The sequence below is a fragment of the Enterobacter hormaechei subsp. xiangfangensis genome (genome assembly GCF_001729785.1).
In the GTDB taxonomy this organism is placed as follows: Bacteria; Pseudomonadota; Gammaproteobacteria; order Enterobacterales; family Enterobacteriaceae; genus Enterobacter; species Enterobacter hormaechei_C.
The window spans coordinates 1,459,331-1,484,839 of the sequence record NZ_CP017183.1 but is presented as its reverse complement, the minus strand read 5'-3'; the positions used below and the strand labels follow the sequence as shown (position 1 = coordinate 1,484,839).

The following is a 25,509-nucleotide window of genomic DNA, read 5'->3' as shown; positions in this document are numbered from 1 at the left end:
TTACTTATACCTGATGGCCGGGTTAATGGCGGCGTATAGCACATCCACCACTAAGTTGATAAGAATAAACTCCAGCGAGAAAAGCAGGACTTCAGCCTGAATGACCGGATAGTCACGCATATCGACCGAGTCGACCAGCAGGCGCCCCAGCCCCGGCCAGTTAAAGACCTTCTCAACCACAATAGAGCCGCCCAGCAGGAAGCCGAACTGTAGCCCCATCATCGTGACCACCGGTATCATCGCATTACGAAAACCATGCTTCAGAATGACCCATTTCTCACTCACCCCTTTTGCCCGCGCGGTGCGAATGTAATCTTCGCTCAGCACGTCGACAAACGAGGCGCGGGTAAACCGAGCCATCACCGCCGCAACGGCCGCGCCAAGCGTCATAGAGGGAAGAATGTAGTGCTTCCAGGTGTCGGCCCCGACGGTCGGCAACCAGCCCAGCTCAACGGAGAAAATCTGCATCAGTAGCATGCCCAGCGCAAACGCCGGGAAAGAGATGCCGGTGACCGCCAGCGCCATACCGAGCTTATCCGGCCAGCGGTTGCGCCAGACGGCGGCGACAATCCCCGCTCCCAGGCCAAACACTACCGCCCAGCTCATACTGGCAATCGTTAACCAGAAGGTAGGCATAAAGCGGCTGGCAATCTCCTCCGACACCGGACGACGCGACACCATTGAGATGCCGAAATCGCCCTGAAGGACATTGCCAATGTAACGCAGAAATTGCCTGTACAGCGGCTGGTCAAGACCGAGCTGTTTACGCACCAGTTCAATAACCGTCGCATCCGCTTCCGGTCCGGCAATCAAACGCGCTGGATCGCCGGGCAGCATATGGACAAACAAAAACACCAGCACGGCCACAATCAGCAGCGTCGGGATAAGCCCCAGCAGGCGTTTACACACATAATTCAGCATGAGTTTTATTTTAAATCCGCGTCATCAAAGCTAAAGCCCGTATCCGGCATGATGTAAAAACCGGTCAGCGCTTTGTTGTGGGCTGAGACCAGTTTTTCCACCACCAGCGGCACCCACGGCGACTCTTTCCAGATAATGTCCTGCGCCTCTTTGTACAGGCGCGCTTTCTCTTCCGGTTTGGTGGTTTTCAGGGCATCGGCCAGATCTTTATCCACCTGCGGATTACTGTAGAACGCGGTATTGAACAGCGTTGGCGGCCAGTTCTGGGAAGCAAACAGCGGCGACAGGGACCAGTCCGCTTCACCGGTTGAAGCCGTCCAGCCGGTGTAGAACATCCGTACGCCGCTCTCTTTCTGTCCTTTGCCTTCCACTTCCGCCGCTCGCTGTCCGGCATCCATCGCCGTGACCCTGGCTTTAATGCCCACCTGCGCCAGCTGCTGCTGGGTAAATTGCAGCACCTTCTGCGCGGTACTGTGGTTATGCGACGACCACAGCGTGGTGCTAAAGCCGTTCGGATAGCCCGCCTCTTTCAGCAGCTCCCGCGCTTTCGCCGGATCGTACGGCCACGGCTGGTAGCTCTGCGCATACTCGATGGCTGGCGGCATCACGCCCGTCGCGGGAGTGGCGTAACCGGCAAAGGCCACCTTCACCAGCGCCTGACGGTTAATGGCGTAGTTGATGGCTTCGCGCACCTTCGGGTTATCGAACGGTTTCTGCGTGACGTTCATGCTGATGTAGCGCTGCATAATCGACGGGCTGGCCACCAGCTCCAGCTTACTGTTTTTCGCCAGCAGCGCCGCCTGTTCGTAAGGGATCGGGAAGGCAAACTGCGCTTCGCCGGTTTGCAACATCGCGGCACGGGTATTGTTGTCCACGACCGGACGCCAGGTGATTGTATCCAGCTTCGGCAGCCCCTGCTGCCAGTATCCGGCGAATTTTTTCACCTTCACAAAATCGGTCTGGTTCCAGGTAAGCAGTTCGTACGGCCCGGTTCCCACCGGGTGGAAGCCAATCTCTTTGCCGTATTTTTTCAGGGCGGCGGGCGAAATCATCGCCGTCGCGGGATGCGCCAGAATATTGATAAACGCCGAGAACGGCTCTTTCAGGACGATCTTCACCGTCGCCGGGTCAACCGCCTCGGTGCTGGCGATATTTTTATACAGGTTGTAGCGCTTAAGGCCGTTCTCCGGATTGCTGGCACGGTCCAGGTTGATCTTAACCGCCTCGGCGTTGAAGTCGGTGCCGTCCTGGAACTTCACGCCGGTACGGAGCTTAACGGTATAGACCAGCCCATCGTCCGACACGGTATAGCCTTCCGCCAGCACGTTTTTCAGCTTCATCTCGCGGTCCAGGCCGAACAGCCCCTGGTAGAAAGATTTTGCCACCGCCTGAGAAAGGGTGTCGTTAGCATCATACGGATCCAGCGTCGTGAAGTTAGACCCCACAGCCACCACCACATCTTTCGCCGCGAACGCGGGGGCGGCGGCCAGCGCAGCCGTCACGCTCGCGGCAAGCAGCCATTGACGAGCAACAAAAGGAACCATTGTGTTCTCCTGCCTGTTGTAAGTTATAACCGCGAGAATGCATTGCCCTGACGCGGTGGTGCGACAAAATGACCGGGACCCACCTCACGCAGCGCCACGCGCTCAAGGGTTTCGCCCCGTTTACGAATATTGCTCGGCATTTCGTCCTGCAACAGCACGCGCTGGGCGTGACGATGCTCAGGATCGGCAACCGGTACGGCGGCCATCAGCTTGCGGGTGTACGGGTGCTGCGGGTTTTCAAACACCGCCCGACGGGGGCCGATTTCAACTATTTGCCCCATGTACATCACCGCCACGCGATGGCTGATCCGCTCCACCACCGCCATATCGTGGGAGATAAACAGAAACGCAATGCCTAAATCCCGCTGTAAATCGAGCAGGAGATTGATGATTTGCGCGCGGATGGAGACATCCAGCGCTGACACGGACTCATCCGCAATCACCACCTTCGGATTCAGGGCTAATGCCCGGGCTATGCAGATACGCTGTCGCTGACCGCCAGAAAATTCGTGCGGATAACGCCAGGCATGCTCCGGCTTCAGGCCCACGCGCTCCAGCAGCCACGCGACGCGGCGCTGCGCGTCTTCACCGTCGAGCAGGTTATGCACCCGCAGCGGCTCCATAATCGAGTACCCCACCGTATGGCGCGGATCGAGCGACGCATAAGGATCCTGGAATATAAACTGAATATCCCGGCGTACCGCCTGCAATTTACTGTTAGGGAGCGTGTCGATGCGCTCACCGTTGAAGGTGATGCTCCCCTCCTGCGACGCCACCAGCCTGAGCAGCGCCCGTCCGGTGGTGGATTTACCGCAGCCGGACTCCCCCACCAGCGCCAGCGTTTCGCCCGGCCAGAGATCAAAACTGACGTTTTCAACCGCATGCACTTCGCGCTTCACGCGATTGAGGATCCCGCTACGCAGCGGGAAACGGGTCACCAGGTCACGCACTTCGAGGATTGGCCTGCCGGGAACCACCGTATCCTGCTCGGTTTCGTCTTCCTGCTTACCCTGTTCGGTCTGTGAGATCAGCGGAAAACGGCGCGGAAAATCACTGCCATTCATGGCCCCCAGACGCGGGACCGCCGCCAGCAGCGCTTTGGTATAAGAATGCACCGGCGCATGAAAGACCTGCTCCACCGTGCCGGTTTCCACGGCATTGCCCTGATGCATAACCAGCACCCGATCGGCAATGTCCGCCACCACCCCCATATCGTGGGTGATGAAAATCACCCCCATCTCCATCTCCTGCTGCAACACCTTAATCAGTTGCAGGATCTGGGCCTGAATGGTGACATCAAGCGCCGTGGTGGGTTCGTCCGCAATGAGTACCGCCGGACGGCACGACAGCGCCATCGCAATCATCACCCGCTGGCGCATGCCGCCGGAAAGCTGATGCGGGTAGCGGGACAAAATCGCGTGCGCCTCAGGGATACGCACCAGCTCCAGCATCCGTTTTGCTTCGTTGAGCGCCTCATCACCGCTCAGTCCCTGATGCAGGCGGATAGATTCGGCAATCTGCTCGCCCACCGGGAAAACCGGGTTCAGGGAGGTCATCGGCTCCTGAAAAATCATCGCAATATCTGCCCCGCGCACACCCTGCATCCGGGACGCGCTCAGCTCGTTGAGATCGATAACCTGACGGTTGCGACGGCGCAACAGCATCCGCTCGCTGGTGACCTGCCCGCCCGTCTGCTCAAGCAGACGCATCAGCGCCAGCGCGGTAACGGATTTACCGGAACCTGATTCGCCAACAATCGCCAGCGTCTCGCCGCGCCTGAGCGAAAACGATAAATTCTGTACTGCGGGGATGAACTGCCGCTCTTCCTGAAACGCAATATTCAGTTGGTGGACAGCCAGCACTTCGCAGTTGTCCAGCTCTTCACGGTGCGGCACGCAATGCCCCCTTATTCACGATAAATGCCTGTGCTGGGCGCATCGCCGGCATACCCCCACGCCCGGTACATCCCTTCACTGTTGAACGGCAGAGCCACGTTGCCCTCCCGATCCACCGCAATTAAGCCGCCAATCCCGCCCAGCGCCGGCAGCTTCTCCATCACTACCCGCTCGCAGGCTTCACTCAGGCTTAATCCGCCGTAATCCATTAGTGCGGTAATGTCGTAGGCCGCCAGCGCGCGGATAAACACTTCGCCGGTGCCGGTGCATGACACCGCCGCGGTGGCGTTATTGGCGTAACACCCGGCCCCCGGCAGCGGGCTGTCGCCGACGCGACCGGGAAGTTTGTTGGTCATGCCGCCTGTCGACGTCGCGGCGGCGAGGTTACCGGCTTTATCCAGCGCCACCGCGCCTACCGTGCCCATTTTGCTGCGTTCATCGAGCGGCGCGGCATGGTCCAGCTGCGTCATCCCCGCTGTACGGGCCTCCAGCAGTTGCCGGTAACGCTCCTCGGTGGAAAAAAGCTCGGGCGAGACCGTGTCCATCCCGTGCTCGACGGCAAATTTTTCCGCCCCCGCCCCGGCCAGCAGCACATGCGGGCTTTGTTCCATCACCAGACGCGCGGCCAGCACCGGATTACGCAGACGGCTGACGCCCGCTACCGCGCCCGCTTTCAGGGTGACGCCGTCCATCACGCAGGCATCCAGCTCGTGCGTTTCATCGCGCGTAAAGACCGAGCCAATACCGGCATTAAACAGCGGACACTCCTCCAGCAGGCGCACCGCTTCGGTCACCACGTCCAGCGCGCTGTCGCCCGCTTCCAGCATCCGCTGGCCTGTTTCCACAATGGCGTTCAGCGCATCGATATAACGCTTCTCCTGCTCGGGACTGAGCTGTGCACGGGTGATTGCCCCGGCACCGCCATGAATTGCGATAACCGCTTTACTCATTTCGCATCACCCATCAGCCTGGCTGGCTGCTTTTTCTATAAATATCATTATCGTCGACGAATCTTCAGATGATTTTTGAATATAGAAAGACGCAACTGTGATGTAAAGCGTACACCCATCGGGTCATACAGTTAGCCGCACTTTTCTGCCATAATGAGCGCTTTCGTTGTTACTCCGCAGGAGCCCACCATGGATTTTACCGCCGGACTGATGCCGCTTGAGACGGCACTCTCGCAGATGCTTGATCGTATTACTCCCCTGCACGACGTTGAGACGCTGCCGCTTGTGCGCTGTTTTGGCCGTATTGCCGCGCGCGATATCGTCTCGCCGCTGAACGTGCCGGGGTTCGATAACGCGGCGATGGACGGCTATGCCGTACGTCTGGCGGATCTGCAAACGGGTCAGCCGCTGCCGGTGGCAGGTAAAGCGTTTGCCGGGCAGCCGTTCAACGGTGAGTGGCCAGCGGGCACCTGCGTGCGTATTATGACCGGCGCGCCGGTGCCAAAGGGCTGTGAAGCCGTGGTGATGCAGGAAGAGACCGAACAAACGGACGACGGCGTGCGCTTTACCGCCAGCGTCAAAGCGGGACAAAATATCCGCCACATCGGGGAAGATATTACCCTGGGCGCAACGGTCTTTGCCGCCGGGCAAAAGCTGACGGTCGCCGAACTGCCGGTGCTGGCATCGCTTGGCATCGCGGAGATTGACGTGGTCCGCAAAGTGCGCGTGGCGGTGTTCTCCACGGGAGACGAGCTACAGCTTCCGGGTCAGCCGCTGAACGAGGGGCAGATTTACGACACCAACCGTCTGGCGGTGCACCTGATGCTTGAGCAGCTGGGCTGCGAGGTGATTAACCTCGGTATCATTCCTGACGATCCGCAAAAACTGCGCGCGGCGTTTATCGACGCTGACGCCTCTGCCGACGTGGTGATCAGCTCCGGCGGCGTTTCGGTTGGCGAAGCGGATTACACCAAAACCTTGCTTGAAGAGCTGGGTGAAATCGCCTTCTGGAAGCTGGCGATTAAGCCGGGCAAACCGTTCGCGTTTGGTAAACTTCCGCACAGCTGGTTCTGTGGCCTGCCGGGTAACCCGGTCTCTGCCGCGCTGACCTTCTACCAGCTGGTGATCCCGCTGCTGGCGAAGCTTTCAGGCAACAATGCCAGCCCGCTGCCGGAACGTGTGCGCGTGCGGGCGGCAACGCGCCTCAAAAAATCACCGGGCCGTCTCGATTTCCAGCGCGGCATTCTGGCGCGCAACGCCGACGGCGAGCTGGAGGTGAGCACCACCGGGCATCAGGGTTCGCACATCTTTAGCTCCTTCAGTCAGGGTAACTGCTTTATCGTGCTGGAGCGCGATCGCGGCCACGTTGAGGCGGGCGAATGGGTTGAAGTGGAACGCTTTAACCACCTGTTCGGAGGCTGACATGACGATGGAACTGAGCGACCCGGAGATGATGCGCTATAACCGCCAGATCGTGCTGCGCGGATTTGATTTCGAGGGTCAGGAGGCGCTCAAGGCGGCCAGCGTGCTGGTTGTTGGTCTTGGCGGGCTGGGCTGCGCGGCAGCACAATACCTGGCTGCGGCGGGCGTCGGCAGCATGACGCTGCTGGATTTCGACACCGTGTCGGTGTCCAACCTGCAACGCCAGACGCTGCACAGCGACGCGACGGTCGGTCAGCCTAAAGTGGAATCAGCACGCACGGCGCTGGCGCGCATTAACCCCAACGTTCAGTTCACCCTGATTGACGCGATGCTGGATGACGACGCGCTGTTTGCGCAGATTGCACGGCATGACCTGGTGCTGGACTGCACCGATAACGTCGCCATTCGCAACCAGCTCAATGCGGGCTGCTTTGCCCATAAAACGCCGCTGATTTCCGGCGCGGCCATCCGCATGGAGGGGCAAATCACCGTCTTCACCTACGCTGAAGGAGAGCCCTGCTACCGCTGCCTGAGCCGTCTGTTTGGCGAGAATGCCCTCACCTGCGTCGAGGCGGGCGTAATGGCGCCGCTGGTTGGCGTTATCGGTTCCTTGCAGGCCATGGAGGCGATCAAAGTGCTGGCGCACTATGGCACGCCCGCCGCGGGTAAAATCGTGATGTATGACGCGATGACCTGCCAGTTTCGCGAGATGAAGCTAATGCGTAATCCCGGGTGTGAGGTATGCGGAGGTTAAAGCAAACGGCAACCTTGAGGTTGCCGTTTTAGTGTTTGCTCCCTCTCCCTGTGGGAGAGGGTTGGGGTGAGGGCATCAGGCCACACCCATCAAATAGACGTCCGCCCAAACGCCCCCTGCCAGTCCTGCTCAAACTTCACAATTGCCGCATCCACCGCCGGAGAGGTAATAAACTGCTGCGCCACGTCCAGCGGCAGCGTGATGGACTCGCACCCTGCCAGCAGGCAGTCCAGCGCCTGGCGCGGGGTTTTAAAGCTCGCCGCCAGCACTTTTGACTGCGGCGCGTGCAGGGTCAGCAACTGTTGCAGTTCCACCACCGTCTGGATCCCGTCCCCGCCCTGCGCGTCCACGCGGTTCACGTAAGGGGCCACATACTCAGCCCCCGCCAGTGCGGACAACATCCCCTGCGCGGCACCGTACACCGCCGTGCCCAGCGTCGGGATCCCTTCCGCTTTCAGCATCTTGATCGCCGCCAGCCCTTCAGCGGTCACGGGCACTTTCACCACCAGGTCATTGATTATCGCGCGCAGCTTACGTGCGTCTTCCACCATCCCCTCGGCAGTCTTCGCCATCACCTGAGCGAACAGCCGGCCCTTGCCGCCCAGCGCGTCGTGCAGCGCGGGCAGCAGCTCTTCCAGGGGGGTTTTACCCGCCGCCACAATGCTTGGGTTAGTGGTCACGCCCGCCAGCGGGAAGATACGCGCCAGCTTTTTGACTGCCGCAACGTCAGATGTGTCGAGATAAAGTTCCATGATGTCACCCTCAAATTTAGCCTGCACTTACCCTATCACAGCAAAACCTGCTCAGGAATTGACCCACATCAAGATAACTTTCATTCGAAAGTAATTTAATCTTCATATGTAATCAGAGGGCAAAAAAATGATCTTCAATATACAGCGTTACTCCACCCACGACGGCCCAGGTATTCGAACCGTGGTATTCCTGAAAGGCTGCTCGCTGGGCTGTCGCTGGTGTCAGAACCCGGAAAGCCGCTTCCGCAGCCGGGATGTGCTGTTTGATGCGCGTCTGTGCCTGGACGGCTGTGAACTGTGTCAGCAGGCCGCGCCGGGGTGTGTTGAACGCGCGCTGAACGGGCTGGTCATTCATCGTGAGAAGCTTAACGACGAGACGCTCACTGCCCTCACCGACTGCTGTCCGACCCAGGCGCTTACCGTCTGCGGTGAAGAGAAGCAGGTGGAGGAGATTATGGCCACCGTGCTGCGAGACAAGCCCTTCTACGACCGCAGCGGCGGCGGGATCACCCTTTCCGGCGGCGAGCCGTTTATGAATCCTGACCTGGCGCACGCCCTGTTTAAAGCCAGCCATGAACAAGGCATTCATACCGCCGTTGAAACCTGCCTTCACGTGCCCTGGCACTATATCGAGCCGTCATTACCGTACGTCGATCTGTTCCTCGCCGACCTGAAGCATGTCGACGGAGATGTTTTCAAGCAGTGGACGGACGGTTCGGCTAAGCGCATCCTGGACAACCTGAAACGCCTGGCCGCCGCCGGGAAAACGATCACCATCCGCGTGCCGCTGATCCAGGGCTTTAACGCCGATGAAGCGTCCGTTACCGCCATTACCAATTTCGCCGCCGATGAACTCGGCGTCCACGATATTCATTTTCTGCCGTATCACACGCTGGGCATGAACAAATACACCCTGCTCGGCCAACCCTACTCTGCCCCTGACAAACCGCTGGATAACCCTGCCCTGCTGGACTTCGCGCAGCAGTACGCCTGCCAGAAAGGGTTAACCGCGACATTACGAGGATAAACTTATGACCACCCTGAATCTCAACACCCTCAGCGAGCGCATTAAGGCGCACAAAACGGCCCTAGTGCATATCGTGAAGCCGCCGGTCTGTACCGAGCGCGCCCAGCATTACACCGAAATGTACCAGCAGCACATGGACAAGCCGATCCCGGTGCGCCGCGCCCTGGCGCTGGCGCATCACCTGGCCAAGCGTACCATCTGGATCAAGCACGACGAGCTGATCATCGGGAACCAGGCAAGCGAAGTGCGCGCCGCGCCGATCTTCCCGGAATATACCGTCTCCTGGATTGAGAAAGAGATTGACGACCTGGCGGACCGTCCGGGCGCGGGCTTTGCGGTGAGCGAAGAGAACAAGCGCGTGCTGCATGCGATCTGCCCGTGGTGGCGCGGCCAGACGGTGCAGGATCGCTGCTACGGCATGTTCACCGACGAGCAGAAAGGCCTGCTGGAAACCGGCATCATCAAAGCCGAAGGCAACATGACCTCCGGCGACGCGCACCTGGCGGTGAACTTCCCGCTGGTGCTGGAGAAAGGGCTGGACGGCCTGCGCGCCAAAGTGGCCGAGCGCCGCTCACGCATCAACCTGACGGTGCTGGAAGACCTGCACGGCGATCAGTTCCTGAAAGCCATTGATATTGTGCTGGAAGCCGTCAGCCTGCACATCAAACGCTTCGCCGATCTGGCGCGCGAGATGGCCTCCAGCGAAACCCGCGAAAGCCGCCGCGACGAGCTGCTGGCAATGGCGGAAAACTGTGACGTAATCGCCCACGAGCCGCCAAAAACCTTCTGGCAGGCGCTGCAGCTGTGCTACTTCATTCAGCTAATCCTGCAAATTGAGTCCAACGGTCACTCCGTATCCTTTGCCCGTATGGACCAGTATCTCTATCCGTACTACCGCCGCGACGTGGAGCTGGGCCAGAGCCTGGACCGCGAGCACGCCATCGAGCTGCTGCACAGCTGCTGGCTGAAGCTGCTGGAGGTGAACAAAATCCGCTCCGGCTCGCACTCCAAAGCCTCTGCGGGCAGCCCGCTGTATCAGAACGTCACCATCGGCGGCCAGAAGCTGGTCAACGGCGAGCCAATGGACGCGGTCAACCCGCTCTCCTACGCGATTCTGGAATCCTGCGGTCGCCTGCGTTCCACCCAGCCTAACCTGAGCGTGCGCTACCACGCGGGCATGAGCAACGACTTCCTCGACGCCTGCGTGCAGGTGATCCGCTGCGGCTTCGGGATGCCGGCGTTCAACAACGATGAAATCGTCATTCCGGAATTCATCAAGCTCGGCGTTGAACGCGACGACGCCTACGACTACGCGGCCATTGGCTGTATCGAAACCGCGGTGGGCGGCAAATGGGGCTACCGCTGCACCGGTATGAGCTTTATCAACTTCGCCCGCGTGATGCTGGCCGCGCTGGAAGGCGGCCGCGACGCCACCAGCGGCAAGGTGTTCCTGCCGCAGGAGAAAGCCCTCTCTGCCGGTAACTTCGATAACTTCGAGGAGGTGATGGCGGCGTGGGACACCCAGATCCGCTACTACACCCGCAAATCCATCGAAATTGAATACGTGGTGGACACTATGCTGGAAGAGAACGTCCACGATATTCTCTGCTCGGCGCTGGTTGACGACTGCATCGAGCGCGCGAAAAGCATTAAGCAAGGCGGCGCGAAGTATGACTGGGTTTCCGGCCTACAGGTGGGGATCGCCAACCTCGGCAACAGCCTGGCGGCGGTGAAGAAGCTGGTGTTTGACCAGGGTGTTATCGGTCAGCAACAGCTGGCGGCGGCGCTGGCGGATGACTTCGAGGGGCTAACCCACGAGCAGCTGCGCCAGCGCCTGATCAACGGCGCGCCGAAGTACGGCAACGACGACGACAGCGTGGACCTGCTGCTGACCCGCGCCTACGAAACCTACATTGAAGAGCTGAAGCAGTATCACAACCCACGCTACGGCCGCGGCCCGATTGGGGGTAACTACTACGCGGGCACGTCGTCTATCTCAGCAAACGTGCCGTTTGGCGCAGCGACCATGGCGACGCCGGACGGGCGTAAGGCGCATACCCCTCTGGCGGAAGGGGCCAGCCCGGCTTCCGGTACCGACCACCTCGGGCCGACGGCGGTGATTGGCTCCGTGGGTAAACTGCCGACGGAAGCGATTCTCGGCGGCGTGCTGCTTAACCAGAAGCTGAACCCGTCGACGCTGGAAAACGACAGCGATCGCCAGAAGCTGATGGTGCTGCTGCGCACCTTCTTCGAGGTGCATAAGGGCTGGCATATTCAGTACAACATCGTCTCGCGCGAAACGCTGCTGGAAGCGAAGAAACACCCGGACCAGTACCGCGACCTGGTAGTGCGCGTCGCGGGCTACTCGGCGTTCTTCACCGCCCTGTCACCGGATGCGCAGGACGATATTATCGCCCGTACTGAGCATACGCTGTAATAGTGTATCCCCTCTCCCTTGAGGGAGAGGGAGAAAACACTAAAAACGGCAACCTCGGTTGCCGTTTTGCTTTTACTTTCGAATGAAATTAAATTTGTGCTCCCCGTCACCTTGTTATTAGAATGTTTCAAAACGCAGTGACCCAGGAGCATAGTATGACCGTAAAAGTTATCGTCACCGATATGGACGGAACTTTCCTTGATGATGCCAAGCAGTACGATCGTGACCGCTTCCAGGCACAGTTTAAACAGCTTAAAGCCCGCAACATTGAATTTGTTGTCGCCAGCGGCAACCAGTATTACCAGCTCATCTCGTTTTTCCCGGAACTGAAGGATCAAATCTCCTTCGTGGCGGAAAACGGCGCGCTGGTCTTCGATCACGGCGAACAGATTTTCCACGGCGAACTGACCCGCCATGAGTCGCAGATCGTGATTGGCGAACTGCTGAAAGACAAAGGGCTGAACTTTGTGGCCTGCGGGCTGGAGAGTGCCTACGTCAGCGACCAGGCCCCTGACGCGTTCGTGGCGCTGATGTCAAAGCACTATCACCGCTTAAAGCGCATCAGCGATTACCGCGAAATTGACGACGTGCTGTTTAAGTTCTCCCTGAACCTGCCGGACAGCGATATTCCTAATCTGGTGGATAAACTCCACGTCTCCCTGGACGGCATCATGAAGCCGGTCACCAGCGGCTTTGGCTTTGTCGATTTAATTATCCCCGGCCTGCACAAAGCCAACGGCATCAGCCGCCTGCTGAAGCGCTGGAAAATCTCTCCGCAAGAGTGCGTGGCCATTGGCGACAGCGGCAACGATGCCGAGATGCTGAAGCTGGTGAAATATTCCTTTGCGATGGGCAACGCGGCGGAAAGCATCAAAGAAATCAGCCGCTACAGCACTGACGACAACAACCATCAGGGCGCGCTGAACGTCATTCAGGCCGTGCTCGACAACCACTCTCCTTTCGACGTCTGATCCTTTCCTCGCCGGAGTCCTGCTCCGGCACCCTCACTCATTTTCCCGTCCTGTGGCGCAGGTCAAGTTTTTAAACTTGCATTAACTTATTTTTAACTTAAAGTATCGCTTGTAGACATTTTTACTTTCGAATGAAAGATGCGAGGCAGTTATGACCTTTACCAGTGAAACCTTGCCGGCGGATCACAAAGCGGCAATCCGTCAGTTGAAACGTGAGTTACGCGCGCAGATCGGCGACGTGCAGGCGGTGTTCGACAAGCTCAGCGACAGCATTGCCACCCGCGTGGCGGAAATTAACGCCCTTAAAAATAAAGGTGAATCCGTCTGGCCGGTGATCCCGTTTAACGATGTGAAAAACGGCACGATTACCGACGCACAGCGCGAGGCCGTTAAGCGCCGCGGCTGCGCGGTGATCAAAGGTCACTTCCCGCGCGAGCAGGCGCTGGCGTGGGATCAGTCGATGCTCGACTACCTCGATCTGAACAAGTTTGATGAGGTGTACAAAGGGCCAGGCGATAACTTCTTCGGCACCTTGACCGCCTCCCGTCCGGAGATTTACCCGATCTACTGGTCGCAGGCGCAAATGCAGGCGCGCCAGAGCGAAGAAATGGCGCAGGTGCAGTCGTTCCTGAACCGCTTATGGACGTTCGAGAGCAACGGCAAGCAGTGGTTCGACCCGGACGTGAGCGTGATTTACCCGGATCGTATTCGCCGCCGTCCGCCGGGAACCACCTCGAAGGGACTTGGCGCACACACTGATTCTGGCGCGCTGGAGCGCTGGCTGCTGCCCGCTTATCAGCAGGTCTTTGCCCGCGTGTTTGACGGCAACGTTGAGAAATACGATCCGTGGAACGCCGCGCATCGTACCGAAGTGGAAGAGTATACCGTCGATAACACCACCAAATGCTCGGTGTTCCGCACCTTCCAGGGCTGGACGGCGCTGTCGGACATGATCCCCGGCCAGGGGCTGCTGCACGTGGTGCCGATCCCGGAAGCAATGGCCTATATTCTGCTGCGTCCGCTGCTGGACGACGTGCCGGAGGACGAGCTGTGCGGCGTGGCGCCGGGGCGCGTGCTGCCGGTTTCCGAGAAGTGGCACCCGCTGCTTATCGAGGCGCTGACCAGCATTCCTGCGCTGGAGGCGGGTGATTCGGTGTGGTGGCACTGCGATGTGATCCACTCCGTCGCGCCGGTGGAAGATCAGCAGGGCTGGGGCAACGTGATGTACATCCCCGCCGCACCGATGTGCGAGAAAAACCTCGCCTATGCGAAGAAGGTCAAGGAAGCGCTGGAAACCGGCGCGTCGCCGGGAGACTTTCCGCGCGAGGATTATGAAAAAACCTGGCAGGACCGCTTTACCGTGAACGATCTCAACATCCACGGCAAACGCGCGCTGGGCATGGTCTAGCTGTCATACAGCCCTTCCCGCTCCACGGCGGTGCGTCGTTTCCCCTGACGTATCCGCCGTACCGATTCCCGCACGGCCAGCGTGCCGTTCAGCAGCAATGTGCCTACCGGCGCGTCCAGGCGCATGAGCCGCTGCTGGAGCATGTGTACCGCTTCCGTTCCCAGCTCATCGCGGGGAACATGCACGGCCGTTAATGGAACATCCTGAATCGCCGCCAGGTTAAAGCCGTCGATGCTCATCACCGAGACGTCCTGCGGCACGCGCAGGCCGTGGTTTTGTAAGGCGCTGATGGTGCCCGCCGCCATAAAGTCGCCGCCAACCAGGAACGCCGTCGGCAGGTCTTTTCCCTGCTGCTGATTTAGCCAATCGCTCACCAGCTGCTCCGTCTCTCTGGCGCTGAAGCTCGGCACCACCAGCAGATCGCGCTTGTCGTTGAACGCCAGGTTGTGGGACTGCCACGCGTCGCGGATCCCCGACAGGCGCAGCTCCATCGTGTAGCGACGCAGGCACAGCACGTTCATCACCTCGCGGTGTCCCATCTCGAACAGGTACTCCGCCGCCCGCTCGCCGATGGCGCGGTGATCCGGCGCAACGGCAGGCAGACGCATGTGCCGGTCGCGGCAGTTAATCAGCATGCAGGGTTTGCCCACGTCCACCGCCAGATCGTGGATATGCGGATCGTCAATACCGAGAAGAATGGCCGCCTGCGTGTCCGGCTCGTTCATCCGCGCCAGAAACAGCTGGGCGTCGCTGTCGTTCTCCTCCAGCGCGCAGTAGCGCAACCGGACCTCGTGGGAGGCAAGTGCTTTGCTCACGCTCTGGATCACGCGGTAGTAAAAGATGTCGGACCGCTCGTCGAAAGCGCGCTGCGGGGCAAAAACCACCAGGCTGTTAAGCAGCAGACGCCCTGCCGCCATGCCGTCCATTACCCCCAGCTCGCGCGCGCACGCCAGCACCTTTGCACGCGCTTTTTCGCTGGTATTCGCTTTCCCCGCCAGCACCCGCGAAACGGTGCTGATGGAGAGCTGCGTACGGGCCGCGATTTCGGTGATTTTTAGCCTTTTGTCCATTTTGTGATCTGGCTCCATTTGCGAAATGAAAAAATTTTCATAGCGTGTGTGTCAGGCAATAACTGACGTGAATGCCATCATGCCAGAGTGTTTTCGTCGGTTATGAGAAATTTTGCACAAAATCCACTTTTGCCCACTCATTTTCTTCCTTAAGGTGAACTTGTCACACAACTTCCATACTAGTTGTATAGCAACTTAAGCATTATAAGCGGATTGAAATCAAAGGCATAACAATCTGTGTGACACCTGAACCTCCGTCCCCTTACCGTCCGTCTTGTGGAGAGTAAAATGAGTCAGGACATCAATAACACCATTGCGACAAGCAAAACCCGTCGCGTCATCAAGAACCTGCGCTGGTACGTGCTGCTGCTGTTTTTGCTGGGCGTCACCGTTAACTACATCACCCGAAATTCCTTAGGTATTCTCGCTCCGGAACTGAAAGAGAGCCTCGGGATCACCACCGAGCAATACTCCTGGATCGTCGGCGCGTTCCAGATCGCCTATACCATTTTCCAGCCCCTGTGCGGCTGGCTGATTGACGTCATTGGCCTGAAGATTGGCTTTATGGTCTGCGCCGGGATCTGGGCGCTGATGTGTATTTTCCACGCGGGCGCCGGAAGCTGGCTGCACCTGGCCATACTGCGCTTCTTTATGGGGGCTTCAGAAGCCGCTGCCACCCCGGCGAACGCCAAAACCATCGGCGAATGGTTCCCGAAATCAGAGCGTCCCGTTGCTGCTGGCTGGGCGGGCGTGGGCTTCTCCATCGGCGCGATGCTGGCTCCGCCTATCATCTACTTTGCTCACGCCTCGTTCGGCTGGCAGGGCGCGTTTATGTTTACCGGCGTGCTGGCGCTGCTGTGGGTGATCCTCTGGTGGGCGTTCTACCACAACCCCGAGCAGCACCCGAACCTGAGCAAGGACGAGCTGGCGTTTATCAAGCAGGATAACGAACCAGCGCCGGTCAAATTGCCCTTCCTGACCGCGCTGAAAACCGTTTCAAAAAACAAACGTTTCTACGGTATCGCCATTCCGGCCTTTATGGCAGAACCCGCCTGGGCGGTGCTGAGCTTCTGGGTGCCGCTGTACCTCGCCAAAGAGCACGGCATGGACCTGAAGCAGATTGCGATGTTTGCCTGGCTGCCGTTCCTCGCCGCCGACCTCGGCAGCGTGGCGAGCGGCTACCTGACGCGTCTGTATACCCGCCTGTTCGGCTGCTCCCGCGTGAACTCGGTTGTCGCCAGCTCCGTGACCGGCGCGTTCCTGATGATCTCGCTGGCCATCGTGGCCATTACCCGCGACCCGTATATCACCATCGTGCTGATCTCCATCGGCGGCTTCGGGCACCAGATCATCTCCTGCATGCTCAGCGCCCTGGTCGTGGAGTCATTCGACAAAGGCCAGATGGCGACCGTCAACGGCATGCGCGGCTCGGCGGCGTGGATCGCCAGCTTCCTGTTCTCGCTGTTAATCGGTGTGACCGCCGACAAAATCGGCTTTAACCCGCTCTTTATCGCCATGGGGTTCTTTGACCTGATTGGCGCTCTCTTCCTGGTAGCATTTATTGCTGAACGTCGCGCGAAGCGCGCCTGATAGTGGATGTATTGCATATGAAAACCCTGAAAAACTGGACCCTTGATACGCAGTCGGCAAACCATCTGGAACTGCTGGTCGATAGCCAGCACCGCCTGTGCCTGTATGTGCTGGAAGAGAACCTGTTCCGCGTGCTGATCAAGCGTAAAGGCGAGCTGGCGCTGGACCGCACCTGGAGCATCGCACCGGAAAAAGACGTGCCGTGGGAAGGTCGCCGTCGTGACGATATCAGCGGCTTCTCCTGCCCCGCCTGGACGCTGACGCAGCAGGACGATACGTTAACCGTGGCAACCGAGCAGCTGCGCGTCACCGTCCACCAGCCGCTGTGGCTGGAGTGGCACTACCGCAATGACGCGGGCGAGTGGCAGCCGCTGGTCAATGACCGCCCGACCAGCGCCTACCTGCTGAACGCCCACGGTGACGGCGTGGCGCACTATCTCAGCCGCCGTAAGGATGAACGTTTTTACGGTCTGGGTGAGAAAGCGGGCGATTTACAGCGCAACGGCAAACGCTACGAGATGCGTAACCTGGACGCGATGGGCTATAACGCAGCCAGCACCGATCCGCTGTACAAGCACATCCCGTTCACCCTCACCCGTCGCGACGACGTGAGCTACGGTCTGTTCTACGATAACCTGAGCAGCTGCTGGCTGGATCTGGGTAACGAGATCGACAACTATCACACCGCCTACCGCCGCTGGCAGGCGGAAGCGGGCGATATTGACTACTACCTCTTTACCGGCAAGCGCGTGCTGGACGTCACTAAAGCCTTTGTTCGCCTGACCGGAAAAACGCTGTTCGGACCGAAATGGAGCCTGGGCTACAGCGGCTCAACCATGCACTACACCGACGCGCCGGACGCGCAGAATCAGCTGATGAACTTCATCCGCCTGTGCGAGGAGCATGCCATTCCGTGCGACTCGTTCCAGCTCTCCTCCGGCTATACCTCGATTAACGGCAAGCGCTACGTCTTTAACTGGAACTACGACAAAGTGCCGCAGCCAAAGGTGATGAGCCAGGCGTTCCACGACGCGGGGCTGCGGCTTGCGGCCAACATCAAGCCGTGTCTGTTGCAGGATCATCCCCGCTACGGCGAAGTGGCGGAACGCGGCCTGTTCATTCGCGATTCAGAAACCGATGCGCCTGAACGTTCCAGCTTCTGGGATGACGAAGGATCGCACCTCGACTTCACCAACCCGCAGACGGTGCAGTGGTGGCAGAACGGCGTGACCACGCAGCTGCTGGAGATGGGCATCGACTCCACCTGGAACGACAACAACGAGTATGAAGTGTGGGACGGGGAAGCGCGCTGCTATGGCTTCGGCAAGGAGATCGCCATCAAGCACATTCGCCCGGTGATGCCGCTGCTGATGATGCGCGCCTCGCTGGAAGCGCAGCAGCGCTTTGCGCCGGAAAAGCGTCCGTATCTGATCTCCCGCTCCGGCTGCGCCGGGATGCAGCGCTACGTCCAGACCTGGAGCGGCGACAACCGCACCAACTGGGACACCCTGCGTTATAACATCCGTATGGGGCTGGGCATGAGCCTGTCCGGGCTGTTCAACGTCGGGCACGACGTCGGCGGTTTCTCCGGCGACAAGCCGGACGCCGAGCTGTTCGTGCGCTGGGTGCAGAACGGCGTGATGCACCCGCGCTTTACCATTCACTCGTGGAACGATGACCACACGGTGAACGAGCCGTGGATGTATCCGGGCGTCACGCCTGCCATCCGCGGCGCGATTGAGCTGCGCTACCGCCTGCTGCCGTATCTTTACACCCTGCTCTGGCAGGCGCACGCCGACGACGAACCGATGCTGCGCCCGACCTTCCTCGACCACGAGCACGATGCGCAAACCTTCAAAGAATGCGACGACTTCCTGCTGGGCCGCGACCTGCTGGTTGCCAGCGTCGTCGAAGCCGGGCAGCGCGAGCGCCGCGTCTGGCTGCCGGATAACGAAACCGGCTGGTACGATTTTTACACCCACGCGTGGTATGCGGGCGGGCAAGCGATCGTCCTTGATGCGCCGCTGGAAAAACTGCCGCTGCTGGTGCGCGCCGGGGCCGGTCTGCCGCTCAGCGAGCGCATCCGTCACGTGAGCGCCGATAAAGACGATACCCGTGAGCTGAAGCTGTTCCCGGTGAAAGGCGTCGGCACAACCTCGGGGCTGCTGTTTGAAGACGACGGTGAAAGCTGGGGCTACCTGAACGGCAATGCGCTGTGGGTGGAATGGGAAATGGTGTGCGATGGCGCAACCATCAACCTGAAGGTGAACGCTCGCGGCGACTATCGTCCGGCATGGAAGGCGCTGAAGGTATCATTACCGGCGGGGGAAAAACGTACGCTGCGGGTGAATGGAGTTGAAGGGGGCGAGTGGGTGGTGTAGTGCGGCCTGTAGCCCTCACCCTAACCCTCTCCCACAGGGAGAGGGGATAAAATGTAGGCCGGGTAAGGCGAAGCCGCCACCCGGCTATTTTTTAACTCTCGATACCTTTACTGCGCAGGTAATCTTCGTAGTTACCGGTGAAGTCCACCACGCGCTCTGGCGTAATTTCGATCACGCGGGTCGCCAGCGAGCTGACGAACTCACGGTCGTGAGAGACGAAGATCAGGGTGCCCTGATACATCTCCAGCGCCATGTTCAGGGATTCGATCGATTCCATATCCAGGTGGTTAGTCGGTTCGTCCATCACCAGAATATTCGGTTTTTCCATCATCAGCTTGCCGAACAACATACGGCCCTTTTCACCACCGGAGAGCACTTTGGCGGGCTTTTTGATGTCGTCCTGGCTGAACAGCAGACGCCCCAGAATGCTGCGTACCGCCTGCTCATCGTCGCCTTCCTGCTTCCACTGGCTCATCCAGTCGAAGACAGTCAGATCGTTTTCGAATTCATATTCATGGTCCTGCGCGTAGTAACCAATCTGCGCGTTTTCAGACCATTTCACGGTTCCGTTGTCCGGTTGCAGTTCACCCACCAGGGTTTTCAGCATAGTGGATTTACCCACGCCGTTGGCGCCGAGGATGGCAATCTTCTCGCCCACTTCCAGCAGCAGGTTGAAGTTTTTGAACAGCGGGCCTTCATCGAAGCCTTTGGTGAGGGCTTCCACTTCCAGCGCGTTACGGAACAGCTTCTTGTCCTGCTCGAAGCGGATGAACGGGTTCTGACGGCTGGAGGCTTTAACCTCTTCCAGCTTGATTTTGTCGATCTGACGCGCACGCGAGGTCGCCTGACGCGACTTAGAGGCGTTGGCGCTGAAGCGGCTGACGAAGGATTGCAGGTCCGCAATCTGCGCTTTCTTCTTGGCGTTGTCGGCCAGCAGACGTTCACGTGCCTGGGTTGCCGCCGTCATGTACTCATCGTAGTTGCCCGGATAAACGCGCAGCTCGCCGTAGTCCAGATCCGCCATGTGGGTACACACCATGTTCAGGAAATGACGGTCGTGCGAAATGATGATCATGGTGCTGTCGCGATCGTTCAGCGTCTGCTCCAGCCAGCGGATGGTGTCGATGTCCAGGTTGTTGGTCGGTTCGTCGAGCAGCAGGATGTCCGGGTTAGAGAACAGCGCCTGCGCCAGCAGCACACGTAGCTTCCAGCCTGGCGCAACTTCGCTCATCGGACCATAATGCTGTTCAACAGGAATGCCGACGCCCAGCAGCAGTTCGCCCGCACGCGCTTCCGCAGAGTAGCCGTCCATTTCGCCGTATTGCGTTTCCAGGTCGGCCACTTTGTAACCGTCTTCTTCGCTCATCTCAGCGAGACCGTATATACGATCGCGCTCCTGCTTCACTTCCCACAGCTCCGCATGCCCCATGATCACGGTGTCGAGCACGGTGAACTCTTCGAAGGCGAACTGATCCTGACGCAGCTTACCGATGCGCTCGTTAGGGTCGAGCGACACGTTACCGAGCGTTGGCTCCAGGTCACCGCCGAGGATCTTCATAAAGGTGGATTTTCCGCTACCGTTGGCACCAATCAGGCCGTAACGGTTGCCGCCGCCAAATTTGACGGAAATATTTTCGAACAGCGGCTTACTGCCAAACTGCATAGTGACGTTGCTGGTAACTAACACGGAGAGATTCCTGCGAAAAGTGTGATAAACGCGGCATTATGCCACAATTCCGAATTGAGATCCCGTGTTGCAGTAATCCACTAAACTTTAACAAAATCGAAAAAAATGTGATTTCGTACACATCTGAATTCCCAGTTAACGGGAATGCACATATAATGCGCTCCCATTACTGATTCAGACTTATCAACTCATCGCCAGAATGGCTTAGATACCTCGCATAACATGAACATGAAATTAACAACGCTTTTTGCGGCGGCGTTAGCCGTAGTAGGTTTTTGTAAGACCGCGTCTGCGGTGACGTATCCCCTGCCGACAGACGGAAGCCGTCTGGTGGGTGAAAACCAGGTGGTGACGGTGCCGGAAGGTAACACTCAGCCGCTGGAATACTTCGCGGCGCAGTATCAGCTCGGCCTGTCTAACATGCTGGAAGCGAACCCGGGCGTTGACCCGTATCTGCCGAAAGCGGGTACCGTACTCAACATTCCACAGCAGCTGATCCTGCCGGATACCGTGCACGAAGGTATCGTGATTAACAGCGCCGAAATGCGTCTGTATTACTACCCGAAAGGCACCAACACCGTGATCGTTCTGCCTATCGGTATCGGTCAGCTGGGTAAAGACACCCCGCTGAACTGGACCACCAAAGTGGAGCGTAAGAAAGCGGGCCCAACCTGGACGCCGACCGCCAAAATGCACGCTGAGTACATTGCTGCCGGTGAACCGCTGCCAGCCGTTGTGCCTGCCGGCCCGGATAACCCGATGGGTCTGTACGCGCTGTACATTGGTCGTCTGTATGCCATCCACGGTACAAACGCCAACTTCGGTATCGGCCTGCGCGTAAGCCACGGCTGCGTGCGTCTGCGTAATGAAGACATCAAATTCCTGTTCGATAACGTGCCGGTTGGTACGCGCGTGCAGTTCATTAACGAACCGGTGAAAGCGACGTCAGAGCCGGACGGCAGCCGTTACATTGAAGTGCATAACCCGCTGTCCACCAGCGAAGATCAGATCAACAACAACGAAATCGTACCGATTAAGCTGACCAGCGCGGTGCAGTCCGTTACCTCTCAGGCGGATGTTGACACGACCATCGTTGACCAGGCGATTCAGAACCGTTCCGGTATGCCGGTGCGTTTAAACTAATCGTGATAATTAAAAAAGCGGACCTTGAAGTCCGCTTTTTTTTATCCGTTATTCACGATAACGATGCCGCCATGGTCATAGCGATAGTGACAATGGGCGTACTCCAGCGGCGTACCATCTTCCAGATAGATCACCTGCTCTACCTCCAGCACCGGGTCGGTTGGCTCGCAGACAAGGTGCTGCATATCCAGCGCACTGGGCTTCAGCGCCCGCACCACCCGATACGATCCCATGATCTTCAGCCCCAGCGTCTCCTGCACATACCGGAATACCGAACTTTCAAGATGGGTTTTGTTCAGACCGGGGACCAGATTGAGCGGCATTACCGTGGCGTCCAGAGACATCGGCTCACCGTTTAGTAAACGCAGACGGATAAAGTCATAGATCGGCGTATCCGGATTTATCATCAGCGATGCCTGCTCTTTCTCGTTCGGGAAACGCAGTTCGAAGTGCACAACCTGGCTCGTCACCGTGCCTAAATGTTCCCAGGTTTTGGTCGCCCCGAAGTAGTCGCTGCCGGAGAGATCCCACTGGGAAAGCTGGAGGAAATTTTTGCGGATGAACGTGCCCTGCCCCTGTCGGGTATAGACCAGCCCTTCGACAATCAGCTGACGCATCGCCTGCTGAATGGTCATCCGGCTGGTGCTGAACTCCGCCGCCAGCGCGAACTGGTCCGGCAGCGGTTCATTGGCGGCGTACTGCTGGGTGATAATGCGTTTCTTAATTTCCCGCGCTATGGTGATGTACTTCGCCGCCATCGTTCTTCCTTAAATTAGTGTTCTGTCCCGCTGTTTTTTAAAGCCACTCGCTCGGCAACTTTGAGGAAAGGCAGGTAGAAGAATACACCAAATACGATGATTGCCAACTGCACCACCACCGCGCGCCAGTCCCCCGCCGTCGCCAGCCAGGCGCTGAGAATTGGCGGCGTGGTCCACGGGATCATCACCACGCAGCGCGACATTAATCCCAGCGTGGTACAGAGCCAGGCGAAGTAAATGCCGATGGCGGGCAGCAGCACAAACGGGATCATCAGCGGCAGGTTAAACACGATCGGCAGGCCGAAAATCACCGGCTCGTTGATGTTAAACAGACCCGGCGCCAGCGACAGACGCGCCACCTGCTTCGCCGACTTTTGTCGGGAGAAGATAAAGATGGCGATCAGCAGCGAGATGGTGCTGCCCGTGCCGCCCACCATGCCAAACGTCGGCACGAAGATGTTGTTGATGATATGCGGGATCGGCTGACCGTTGGCGAAGGCCAGCATGTTCTCGTTGGTGTTGATCAGCAGGAACGGCTCCAGCACCACGCTGTTAACGACTGACTGATGAATACCGAGGGTGAACAGAAAGTTACCGAAGCTGTAGATGAAAATCGTCCCCGGCAGGCTGGTGTTGATCAGCCGCAGCGGCTGCTGGATAAAGGTCGTAATGAGATGGATCAGGTCCGTGTGCAGAACGTTTGCCAGTATGGCCGCCAGCACCGCAAACAGGGAGAGCGTGAGGATCGTCGGGATCAGCGCAGTAAAGGATTTGCTCACCGCTGGCGGTACGTTCTCCCCGAGCGAAATGTGCAGTGCTCTGAGCCGTGAAATGGCGATAAACAGCTCGGTTGAGAGCAGCCCAATCAGCACCCCGGCGAAAATCCCGGTGGAGCCAATGTTGGCGAACGTCAGCACCTGGGTGACGTTTACCGTGGCGTCGCTGCCGACGGGGGTAATCTGTAAGCGCATCGGCATCATGATAATGAAACTGCTGACGGCGATAACCACTGCCGAGACCGGATTGTCGAAATCTTTGTTACGCGCCAGCGACCAGGCGATCATCGGGGCCAGCAGCAGCGCGGCGATGTTCAGCGTGCCGTTGATAATCGCCTCGCCCCACACCTTAAACTGCGTAAGCGTGTCGCCCGCAAAAATCCACGGGAACACCACGTTATTCACCAGCACCGCCAGACCGGCAAGGATGAAAATCGGCATTACCGTGGCGAAGGCATCGCGCAGGGAGCGAAGATGCACCTGGTTTGCCAGGCGCGCCGAGAACTCTACAAATTTATCGACAAAAGACTGCATGTGCGGTGTTATTTTTGTTTCAGACATAGCGGAGTGTTCCCATTAATCAGTCACAAAAACGGCCCGGCAGCGTACGGCTTACATCTCGCGTCCGTTGGTATGGATAACCTGTTTTAACCACGCGTAGCTCTTCTTCGGCACGCGCTTCAGGTCTTTCAGGTCGTGATTTTCACGGTTGACGTAGACCACGCCGTAGCGCTTGCGCATGTCACCCTGCGAGCTGAGAATGTCAATCAACCCCCAGCCGAGATAGCCCATCACCTCTGCCCCATCCTCGAATATTGCCGCTTTCATCGCCTCGATGTGCGCCCGGTGGTAGTCGATGCGGTAGGTGTCCTCAATCGGATTCACGCCATCCCAGGACTCAATCACCCCAATACCGTTCTCAATCGGGAATACCGGCATCCGCCAGTCGTTGGCGTAGCGGGTGATGATGGTGCGAAAGCCCAGCGGATCGATCTGCCAGTTCCACTCGGTGGCCTTCAGGTACGGATTGTTTTTCTCGCCGTGCAGCAGGTAATAGTTAACCGGCGTGCCTTCCGGGATGGCATCGCTGTCCAGCGTTTTGCTGGCGTAGTAGCTGAAGGCCATAAAGTCGTTCTTCGTGCGCGCAAACAGCGCGAGATCGTCTGCGCGGTAGATATCGCCGAAGCCCTCCTGCTCCACCACCGCCATTACCGCCGGGCTGTAGCCCTGGCCCGCGAAGACGCGCAGCAGGTTCTGGTTGAGGAATTCGTCGTACTGCTGGGCGCAGAAGATATCGCGCGGTTTGCAGGTGGCCGGATAAATCAGCTGGTGCGCCAGCATGCCGCCCATCAGCTTGCCCGGCTTAGTCTGGTGCAGGTATTCGGTCAGAGTCATGTGCGCCACCATCGCATGGTGCTGAAGCTCATACAGCTCGCGCAGGGTTTGCTCACCTTTCATGTAACCGGAAATGCGAAAAGCTTCCGGCATATGGAAAATGTTCTGCTCGTTGAAGGTCAGCCAGTACTTCACCCGGTCACCGAAGCAGTCGATCATCTTTTTGCCGTAGCGGATAAAGGCGTCCACCACGCGGCGATCGTTGAAGCCGTTGTACTCCTGCGCCAGCGCCAGCGGCATATCGAAGTGGTAGAGACAGACCATCGGCTCGATACCGCGGGCGAGCAAATCGTCAATAAAGCGGTCGTAAAAGGCGATGCCCTCGTCGTTGAACTCGCCGTCACCCTGCGGGCAGATGCGGCTCCAGGAGATCTGGAAGCGGTAGCAGTTCATGCCCAGATCCTGCATCAGGTCGAAATCTTCCCGGTACCGGTGGTAGGAATCCGTGGCAACTTTCCAGTCGGAGATGTTTTCTCCCGCCTCGCGGATGTCGTAGACCGACATCCCCTTTCCGCCCTCATTCCAGGCCCCTTCCGTCTGCATGCTGGATACCGAGTTGCCCCATAAAAAGTTGGCTGGCAGTGATTTGTTCATGGTTGCTCCCTTTATGACTAGTCATTTAAATTTC

Annotated in this window: 19 protein-coding genes; 9 read left to right on the top strand and 10 right to left on the bottom strand. The window is 58.5% G+C overall.

Going from position 1 to position 25,509, the window contains the following annotated elements; all coding sequences use genetic code 11:
• Genes gsiC through iaaA form a run of 4 tightly spaced genes read right to left on the bottom strand, consistent with a single transcriptional unit; the run spans position 1 to position 5,310 of the window.
• Positions 1–921, bottom strand: coding sequence for a glutathione ABC transporter permease GsiC (gsiC, locus tag BFV63_RS06990; RefSeq protein ID WP_006809475.1), 921 nt, complete (start codon positions 919–921; stop codon positions 1–3).
• A 5-nt stretch (positions 922–926) separates the two neighbouring features.
• Positions 927–2,465 carry a glutathione ABC transporter substrate-binding protein GsiB gene (gsiB, locus tag BFV63_RS06985; protein ID WP_023324374.1) on the bottom strand — a complete coding sequence of 513 codons (1,539 nt, stop codon included), beginning with the start codon at positions 2,463–2,465 and terminating at the stop codon, positions 927–929.
• A 23-nt stretch (positions 2,466–2,488) separates the two neighbouring features.
• Positions 2,489–4,360 (bottom strand): glutathione ABC transporter ATP-binding protein GsiA, encoded by a 1,872-nt coding sequence (gene gsiA, locus BFV63_RS06980; RefSeq protein ID WP_023324373.1) that lies wholly within the window; start codon positions 4,358–4,360, stop codon positions 2,489–2,491.
• An 11-nt stretch (positions 4,361–4,371) separates the two neighbouring features.
• The gene (gene iaaA / locus BFV63_RS06975) at positions 4,372–5,310 is read right to left on the bottom strand and encodes a beta-aspartyl-peptidase (protein WP_023315701.1); all 939 of its coding nucleotides are present in this window, start codon (positions 5,308–5,310) and stop codon (positions 4,372–4,374) included.
• Positions 5,311–5,499: 189 nt separating this feature from the next.
• Here iaaA and moeA point away from each other — a divergent pair, with 189 nt between their 5' ends.
• Positions 5,500–6,732, top strand: coding sequence for a molybdopterin molybdotransferase MoeA (moeA, locus tag BFV63_RS06970; RefSeq protein WP_022650670.1), 1,233 nt, complete (start codon positions 5,500–5,502; stop codon positions 6,730–6,732).
• A gap of 1 nt (position 6,733) precedes the next feature.
• The gene (gene moeB / locus BFV63_RS06965; RefSeq protein ID WP_023324372.1) at positions 6,734–7,486 is read left to right on the top strand and encodes a molybdopterin-synthase adenylyltransferase MoeB; all 753 of its coding nucleotides are present in this window, start codon (positions 6,734–6,736) and stop codon (positions 7,484–7,486) included.
• A gap of 89 nt (positions 7,487–7,575) precedes the next feature.
• On the opposite strand, the gene fsa is transcribed toward moeB, so the two are convergent.
• A complete protein-coding gene (gene fsa / locus BFV63_RS06960; RefSeq protein WP_017384896.1) occupies positions 7,576–8,238 on the bottom strand; it encodes a fructose-6-phosphate aldolase in 663 nt (220 codons plus the stop codon).
• Positions 8,239–8,365: 127 nt separating this feature from the next.
• On the opposite strand from fsa, the gene BFV63_RS06955 reads away from it, so the two are divergent.
• The 4 genes from BFV63_RS06955 (at position 8,366) to BFV63_RS06940 (ending at position 14,081) form a co-directional block, all read left to right on the top strand.
• Positions 8,366–9,265, top strand: coding sequence for a glycyl-radical enzyme activating protein (locus tag BFV63_RS06955; protein WP_057059395.1), 900 nt, complete (start codon positions 8,366–8,368; stop codon positions 9,263–9,265).
• A gap of 4 nt (positions 9,266–9,269) precedes the next feature.
• Entirely contained in the window at positions 9,270–11,702 is a 2,433-nt protein-coding gene (locus tag BFV63_RS06950) for a formate C-acetyltransferase/glycerol dehydratase family glycyl radical enzyme (RefSeq protein WP_048241097.1), read from the top strand.
• A 155-nt stretch (positions 11,703–11,857) separates the two neighbouring features.
• Positions 11,858–12,673, top strand: a complete 816-nt coding sequence (locus BFV63_RS06945; RefSeq protein WP_045346766.1) for a Cof-type HAD-IIB family hydrolase — start codon at positions 11,858–11,860, stop codon at positions 12,671–12,673.
• A gap of 151 nt (positions 12,674–12,824) precedes the next feature.
• On the top strand, positions 12,825–14,081 hold the full coding sequence (locus tag BFV63_RS06940) for a DUF1479 domain-containing protein (RefSeq protein WP_045333975.1): 1,257 nt from the start codon (positions 12,825–12,827) through the stop codon (positions 14,079–14,081).
• Here BFV63_RS06940 and BFV63_RS06935 read toward each other — a convergent pair.
• Positions 14,078–15,151: a LacI family DNA-binding transcriptional regulator gene (locus BFV63_RS06935; protein ID WP_008501190.1), complete on the bottom strand. Its 1,074-nt coding sequence runs from the start codon at positions 15,149–15,151 to the stop codon at positions 14,078–14,080. The genes BFV63_RS06940 and BFV63_RS06935 overlap by 4 nt on opposite strands.
• A 288-nt stretch (positions 15,152–15,439) precedes the next feature.
• Between BFV63_RS06935 and BFV63_RS06930 the strand changes: the two genes are divergently transcribed.
• Positions 15,440–16,741 (top strand): MFS transporter, encoded by a 1,302-nt coding sequence (locus tag BFV63_RS06930; RefSeq protein WP_045331556.1) that lies wholly within the window; start codon positions 15,440–15,442, stop codon positions 16,739–16,741.
• Between the two features lie 17 nt (positions 16,742–16,758).
• Entirely contained in the window at positions 16,759–19,122 is a 2,364-nt protein-coding gene (locus tag BFV63_RS06925) for a glycoside hydrolase family 31 protein (RefSeq protein WP_045331558.1), read from the top strand.
• Positions 19,123–19,213: 91 nt separating this feature from the next.
• Here BFV63_RS06925 and BFV63_RS06920 read toward each other — a convergent pair whose 3' ends face one another.
• The gene (locus tag BFV63_RS06920) at positions 19,214–20,809 is read right to left on the bottom strand and encodes an ABC-F family ATPase (protein ID WP_003858434.1); all 1,596 of its coding nucleotides are present in this window, start codon (positions 20,807–20,809) and stop codon (positions 19,214–19,216) included.
• Between the two features lie 222 nt (positions 20,810–21,031).
• On the opposite strand from BFV63_RS06920, the gene ldtB reads away from it, so the two are divergent.
• Positions 21,032–21,952, top strand: coding sequence for a L,D-transpeptidase (gene ldtB, locus BFV63_RS06915; protein WP_003858435.1), 921 nt, complete (start codon positions 21,032–21,034; stop codon positions 21,950–21,952).
• A gap of 41 nt (positions 21,953–21,993) precedes the next feature.
• Here the strand turns inward: ldtB and BFV63_RS06910 are convergent, their stop codons facing one another.
• Genes BFV63_RS06910 through BFV63_RS06900 form a run of 3 tightly spaced genes read right to left on the bottom strand, consistent with a single transcriptional unit; the run spans position 21,994 to position 25,475 of the window.
• Positions 21,994–22,710: a GntR family transcriptional regulator gene (locus BFV63_RS06910; RefSeq protein WP_015571043.1), complete on the bottom strand. Its 717-nt coding sequence runs from the start codon at positions 22,708–22,710 to the stop codon at positions 21,994–21,996.
• A 14-nt stretch (positions 22,711–22,724) separates the two neighbouring features.
• Positions 22,725–24,047, bottom strand: coding sequence for a PTS sugar transporter subunit IIC (locus BFV63_RS06905; RefSeq protein ID WP_045331560.1), 1,323 nt, complete (start codon positions 24,045–24,047; stop codon positions 22,725–22,727).
• Between the two features lie 51 nt (positions 24,048–24,098).
• On the bottom strand, positions 24,099–25,475 hold the full coding sequence (locus tag BFV63_RS06900; protein WP_048241102.1) for a glycoside hydrolase family 1 protein: 1,377 nt from the start codon (positions 25,473–25,475) through the stop codon (positions 24,099–24,101).
• Between the last annotated feature and the right edge of the window lie 34 nt (positions 25,476–25,509).